This window comes from Blautia difficilis (genome assembly GCF_014297245.1).
Lineage (GTDB): Bacteria > Bacillota > Clostridia > Lachnospirales > Lachnospiraceae > Blautia_A > Blautia_A difficilis.
On sequence record NZ_JACOQG010000058.1, the window covers coordinates 1 to 5,956 of the forward strand.

General features: G+C 33.7%; 6 protein-coding genes and 2 pseudogenes. All 8 read left to right on the forward strand.

Features of this window, described 5'->3' with window-relative positions; genetic code table 11:
• Positions 1 to 625, forward strand: a pseudogene (locus H8Z82_RS16435) (IS4 family transposase); the annotation flags it as partial.
• Between the two features lie 209 nt (positions 626 to 834).
• Positions 835 to 990: pseudogene (locus tag H8Z82_RS17210) on the forward strand (hypothetical protein); the annotation flags it as partial.
• The gene (locus H8Z82_RS16440; RefSeq protein ID WP_243176514.1) at positions 983 to 1,240 is read left to right on the forward strand and encodes a DNA-processing protein DprA; all 258 of its coding nucleotides are present in this window, start codon (positions 983 to 985) and stop codon (positions 1,238 to 1,240) included. The pseudogene H8Z82_RS17210 and the gene H8Z82_RS16440, both read left to right, overlap by 8 nt.
• 482 nt (positions 1,241 to 1,722) lie before the next feature.
• Positions 1,723 to 2,385: a hypothetical protein gene (locus H8Z82_RS16445; protein ID WP_186995717.1), complete on the forward strand. Its 663-nt coding sequence runs from the start codon at positions 1,723 to 1,725 to the stop codon at positions 2,383 to 2,385.
• Between the two features lie 37 nt (positions 2,386 to 2,422).
• Positions 2,423 to 3,010 carry a TIR domain-containing protein gene (locus H8Z82_RS16450; RefSeq protein ID WP_186995718.1) on the forward strand — a complete coding sequence of 196 codons (588 nt, stop codon included), beginning with the start codon at positions 2,423 to 2,425 and terminating at the stop codon, positions 3,008 to 3,010.
• A 494-nt stretch (positions 3,011 to 3,504) separates the two neighbouring features.
• Positions 3,505 to 4,674 carry a tetratricopeptide repeat protein gene (locus H8Z82_RS16455; RefSeq protein ID WP_186995719.1) on the forward strand — a complete coding sequence of 390 codons (1,170 nt, stop codon included), beginning with the start codon at positions 3,505 to 3,507 and terminating at the stop codon, positions 4,672 to 4,674.
• Between the two features lie 30 nt (positions 4,675 to 4,704).
• Positions 4,705 to 5,343, forward strand: coding sequence for an NUDIX hydrolase (locus tag H8Z82_RS16460; RefSeq protein ID WP_186995720.1), 639 nt, complete (start codon positions 4,705 to 4,707; stop codon positions 5,341 to 5,343).
• A 33-nt stretch (positions 5,344 to 5,376) separates the two neighbouring features.
• On the forward strand, positions 5,377 to 5,956 hold a 580-nt coding region (locus tag H8Z82_RS16465; RefSeq protein ID WP_186995721.1), incomplete at its 3' end, for a radical SAM protein.

The window sequence follows — 5,956 nt, forward strand, 5'->3', positions numbered from 1 at the left end:
TGGGCATCTCTGTGTTATGAGACTGAAAGAGGGAATCAATTTGTCAAAAAAATGCAATGGTGATATGATTTCCGTTCTTCAGGGAACTTCAAAAGAAGGTACTTCCGATGTGCCTATACGTGTCCTTGAGATCCCACTTGATGATGGCACAAAAGAATATCTTGCAACAAACCTGTTTGATCCTGCTGTTACAAAAGATATGTTCCGGGAACTTTACTTCTACAGATGGCCTGTAGAACTTAAGTACAAAGAACTAAAAAGCCGCTTTGCCATGGAAGAGTTTTCCGGTGCTACTGCAGTGTCTATACAGCAGGAATTTTATATAAATATGCTTTTATCGAATCTAGCCTCCCTTATAAAAAATGAAGCAGATGAGGAAATACAGATTTCTGCCAAAAGCACAAATAAGTTCCGTTATCAGGCCAATCGTGCATTTATCATTGGACGGATCAAAAGTATTGTTCCCAAAATACTCTGCGGACTGTTTGAGCTTTCAATTATTGAACAGTTATATACAGATGCTGTACGCTGCAGATCACAGCTCCTGCCCGGAAGGTCGTTTCCAAGGAAGAAATTGAAATCCAAGGGACGTTCACATTTCCGAAATAAAAAAGCTTCTTTTTAAAATAGAGCCAGCATTCATCAATAGGCTTATTTAAATGCGGTCATTTTTATAAATCTTCTGGTTTCCAACAAAAACAGCAACTGTTTTCTGTCATAAACCGATTTATTTTGTAGTTTGCATTGGAGGATATTCACTAATATGCCCTTAAGTTGACGCTAGGTTGACCACATTGGGGTCAGACTCTATGAGGTACGGATACTGATGCGCCGCCAATGTTATATTATAAAGGAAACATCAAGAAAATGGATCAGACAGTTGGAATAGTAGGAGCAAGAAGATGCAGCCAGGAAGCAAAACAGGGAAACGGTATTTCTGGCATCGGAATATGCAAAGACCCGGATTACAGTTGTCAGTGGAATGGCTAAAGGAATCGACAGCTATGCACATACTGCATGTCTCAACGCCGGTGGCTATACAATAGCAATATTAGGAAATGGCCTGGATATCTGCTATCCAGGCGAACACCACAAACTGATGAAATGTACAGAGGAAAAAAGTCTGTTGCTGTCAGAATATCCACCCGGAACTTCACCATCCAGATATACTTTCCCCAGAAGAAACCGCCTGATTAGAATGCTGGGGCCGCAAGGGTCAGACCCTATGAGGTACGAATAAAATGAATAAACTAGACCTTAAAGTTTTCTAAAGAAATCATAAAGGTTATCATTATCAAGAAAACATAATCAGTAGAATACCGGTACTTTTTTATACTTGAAATCTTGCACCATAATCATGCTCAACAAAATCATATAGTCAAAAAAGTTTCGGACTCGATTATTTTCTGGTGTATCACCAGAAATGCTACACCACCTTATAGAGGCATTTAGCCATGTTGAATGATGCGGATGCTTCCGGGTTCAAAAAAATATAACTGGCCATAAATATAACTACCCCTGTGTAGACAATATCCTAAACAGATTTTCATTTATGGTGGTCGTATTCGGATATGCACTCTAATTTTTCGGCATATGTATAGGCAAGAAATAATAAAGCTGTATGGTTTTTCATAAGGATTCTGATATTCAAACTGTACAGCGGTAAAGTGAAGAGCTGTGAAAAAGAACTAAAATAAAACACAATTAGGAAGGAATTATATTATGGCAAAAAGGAAAAATTTATCAGATCAGTTAAACGAATATAATATGGATGATGAGAACTTATGTGGTATCAATTTTGCAATTCATAAAAATGTTATGATTTGGGGTGGTACAATAATACAATTATCAAATATTTCTTCAATATCCCAGTATAATAATTGGGAAAAAAGAGAAGAAAACTATTGCGAAAAAACAGAGCGAGCTGTTAGTTTCAGAGAACTTAGAGAATCCCATTCACTTTTTAACTATGCTTTCTGGGGAGCAATTATATGTCTGGTAATTGGATTTTTTAATTCATTCTTTTTTATTCCAGCTCTAGGTCTGACAGCTTGGGTTATTTATTTTTATTCCAAACAGTGTAAAATGATTATTGACGTACCAAAGACAAAGATAAATCGAATTTGTCATTATATGATTTGTATTACAATGAATTCAACAAAAAAATATGATTTTGAAATAAAAACAGAAGAATTTCGAAATGAAGTAATGGTTGCATTGTATCAAAGAATTGTTGAGCATGGAAACAGTGCGGGTGACATTCAGATTGATTTAAAGAACTGCAATATTGTTACTGATTCGGTTGTAAATGGAGGACAGGTTTTGCTTGGCGATGAAAATGAAAATAACGTTGTTGTGGAACATCCGACAGAAAGCGAAATGTAGTGGTATCTGATATTACATAATGGGAAGGTGAGTATCTATGAACGAAAGAATAGTAATAAATGCGAAAAATATGAATATTGGGAAGAGTAATACTAATAATGGCACGGTGTGTATTGGAGATAATAATTCTAATAATTTAGCCGTTCAAACAAAAAATAAAAAGAAGAAAATAATAACTGAAAAATCAAAGATTTTTATCGTTCATGGACATGATGATGCCGCAAAACTGGAAGTCGCTCGATTTATAGAAAAATTGGGTTTTGAACCCATAATTCTGCATGAACAGGCAAATAATGGAATGACTATTATAGAAAAGATTGAAAAATATTCAAATGTAGGTTTCGGAATTGTTTTATACACTCCCTGTGATGTAGGATATGAGAAAGGTAAAGAAAATGAAAAAATGTCCAGAGCACGGCAAAATGTTGTCTTTGAACACGGATACTTAATTAGTAAATTAGGCAGAGACAATGTATGTGCATTGGTCAAAGGATCAGTCGAAATACCGAATGATATTTCTGGTATTGTTTATATTCCATTAGATAGTAATGAAGGTTGGAAGATTTTTCTGGCAAAAGAAATAAAGAGTTCCGGATATAAGATTGATCTTAATTCAGTCGTATGAGGTCAAAGGTCAGACCCTATGAGGTACGAATATGCATTGGCGAAGACAACGGGAATGTCCTCTTCCAGTATGAGCAATCTGTTGAATAGAAAAACGAAGCCTTACTTATATAATAATGTTGCTGATCTGCAATGTGCTGCAAATTTCGGTAGGGGAATTGCTTTAGAAAGATACTTGTGAAAATGAGAAACAGCTTATTACCATGTATCGGCCTATATCTTCTGAAAAACAACAGATACTTCTGGTTTATGCCGATATGCTGTTACATTGCAATAAAGAAATGTGAAAAGAGAAGTTATACAGCTATACAATTTTCGGTATAGCGAAAAAACAAGAATGCATCGTCTATGTTACAATCTAAGTAGATAGTTTCCTATATCAATTAGATTTTGAAAAGTGCAATAGGCAGACTGCATACACTTTTATTTGTCCTATACCAGATGGTAAGTTGTGATAATTGTAAAGTTAGCTTTAAGAAGATGGTGTGGGACGCTGTGTATCAAGCGGATTTGCTCCATACTAGCATTGATATGCCAAATGCTAAAAAATGCCTGTTAGATTGGGTATTGATGTTAAAAATGCGAGGAGAAGATTATATGTCAAGAAGGAGAGGTGGAATTGTAAAAAGACTTAATTTAGAAACACTGTTTTGTGGATTGCCAACGGAAGATAATAATCAATATACAGTAGAATTAAAAAAAATGGTACTAGATAATGACTTTTTAAACAAAGAAACCGAGATAGAAAATTATTTATTGAATAAACAAAATCGATATCGATTCGCGGCTTTTTATTCTTTACTTATAGTGTGCCGTGAATATAATAATTATTCCAAATATAATGAATATGTAGAAAAGTATGCAACTCAATTTTCTCAAGTGAAATTATATAAAATTGTAATGTCAACATATTATAGAAATAAGGGAATATTGGGAGATTTGGGAGCATATAGAAATGCAATTCGTTTTGCGGAAGAAGCATGTACGATGCTGCCTGATAATTTGGCTGTAAAGCATCATTTTGCTGAGTTAATTGTTCTTGCAGATGAAGAGGGGACAAATATTCATATTAAAACAATTAATAAAGCTATAGAAAGATTGGACGATGTGATGTATGTGAATCCGAATCATGCAAAGTATTATTGTACTTTAGGAAGATTATTTGCTTGTCTTGGTGATTATAATCAAGGCATAAAAAATGTAAGAAAAGCGTTAGATTTAGAACGTGGAGATAATAAAGACTCGTTGATAAGGATTGGACAGTATAATTACTATTTACTTCAAATTAAGATGCTCATAGAAAATAATAAAGTTGATTCTAAAATGGGAAAATTTAATTCAGATTTTGAGCAGATGAAAAACGATTTGGATAGTATGAAAACACAATATTTGGAGTACCTTGCTTTTTTTTCATCTGTTTTAGCATTTGTTTTAATCACAGTAAATGTAGTTGTTTCAGTAAATAATTTTAACAAATGCACGGGAATTGTACTAATGTTTGCTGGTGCACTTGTCGTGGTGTTTGGAGTGTTTAGAATGTTATTGTATTATTCATCAAGCATAAAATTTAGTATTTTAAAAATTATTTTTAGCTATGTAACAGGCTTTCTGTTTTTAATAGCAGGTTTTGTTATTGGAAATCAATTATATGTGTATTGGTTGTAACGGCGACAATTATTTTGAAGGGAGACAATTATGGATCGATTTGGAGTTTCAATTAAAGGTGTACTTGAGGTTGATGGGAAATATTTGCTTAGAAAAAATGAAAGGTGTGAATATGAACTGTTAGGAGGACGCCTTGAGAAAGATGATTTCTCAGCAGAGGCACGGCTTGTCACTGAGTTTGATGAAGAATCGGGAATAAAAGTTGAAGTATTAGAGGCGAGAGAACCGTGGTTATATGAAATAGGAGTAAAAAATATAATTATTATTCCGTATAGTTGCAGAGCCTTGGAAGTCCCTGATATATTAGTTGATGAAGATGGAGGGTCTCTCCATTGGATAGATAAAAATGAAATAGAAAATATTTTTATGCCATGGGGGTATAAAGATACTATTTGGAATCAAGTCCCACATAAGAGTTATTCTATTCCGGCAAAATTCTTTTTTAAGATAATTCCTGGTTATGTTGAAAGGGAGTATTTTATAGAGGTTTGTGTGACTAGAAATGATAAAGTGATATTGAGAAAGTTTTTGCCTCATTTTTACTCACCTAGAGATTTCATCGGGATAAAATTAGGGGAAGAATATAAAGATGCGGTAATGGTATCTACCCCTGTTGGTATTGATTATAAAAGAGATACTATTGTTTTAAACTATACGATATTGAGTTAGAGTAGCGCTTACAAAAGAAAAGAGAAATAGGGTATGTCTATTAAAAGAAATGAGCTATATATTCCTCATCAAGCGATAGTATTTACACAGCAAGATAACATATGTGATTTTTCGTTGGACAAGGTTGGAAATGCTTACCAAAAACGAAAGAGTAGTATTGGTCATGAAGATGCGCTTTGGGAATTGGAGATTCACCCAACAAATACTTGCGATTTGTTATGTAAAGACTGCTCATATGGATCGCGCCATAATGGGCAGAGACTTACATATGAACAAGTTTATCGTCTTATGAAAGAAAACGATAAATATGATTTAAAAAGTGTATTTTTTTCAGGTGGAGGAGATCCGCTTTATTGGAACTGTTGGGAAAAGTTTTTAAGCTCTGTTCCAAAACATTTTAAGTATGGAATATCAACAAATTTATATAATTTTTCTAACATAAAAAAGTCATATTCTGAAATTGATTTTTATCAAATTCATGTAGTTGGATTTGATAGAAACGAGTGCATAAGAAAGACAGGTAAAGATGTCTTTGAATTACTTGACTCAAATTTGAACTATTTATTAAAGCACAAATATTCCAGTCAAAATATTACACTAAAAATGTTGATTA